Genomic DNA, 503 nt, shown 5'->3' on the forward strand with positions numbered 1-503 from the left:
CACAAGCAGTGAGGATAGCTTTTTCGATCCTGTCGTCAGCGCGGTTGCATTCGTATATCCGGCCTTTACTGGGCACTACCCTGGCCATTCTGTAGTTCGCGCAGCAGGGGCCAAGCGTTCAAGCGATCACAAAGATCATCATTGTTATCGGCCTTGCTCTGCTGCAGGACTCGCCTGTTCCGACAGTCTCGCTTCTCACCACAACCACTAGAAACTCACTTCATTGTTAACCCCGCCGTCAGGCGGGCTTTATGCTGTGCCAGTTACCGCTGAACTGCCGCTCATGGCACCACACCGCCCAGCAGATCCTTACCAACTTGTTGGCTAATGCCACGGCGGCCTTGTTATGGCCGATGCGTTCAGCGGTGTCCAAGGCCCAACGCTGCAGATGAGTCAGCCGCTCAGGTGTTCGCGCCTTGCAGCGTTTAGCTGCCAATAGCGCGGCTCGCGCGCCATGAATCAGCAGAGTACGGACGTAGACGTTGCCTTTGCAACTGATCCGT

The 503-nt window shown here is 56.5% G+C and carries 1 pseudogene; it reads right to left on the reverse strand.

Features of this window, described 5'->3' with window-relative positions:
* Positions 1–238: 238 nt before the first annotated feature.
* Positions 239–503, reverse strand: a pseudogene (locus GM154_RS25550) (IS110 family transposase); the annotation flags it as partial.

The organism is Pseudomonas sp. MAG002Y (genome assembly GCF_019400845.1).
Taxonomy (GTDB): domain Bacteria; phylum Pseudomonadota; class Gammaproteobacteria; order Pseudomonadales; family Pseudomonadaceae; genus Chryseomonas; species Chryseomonas luteola.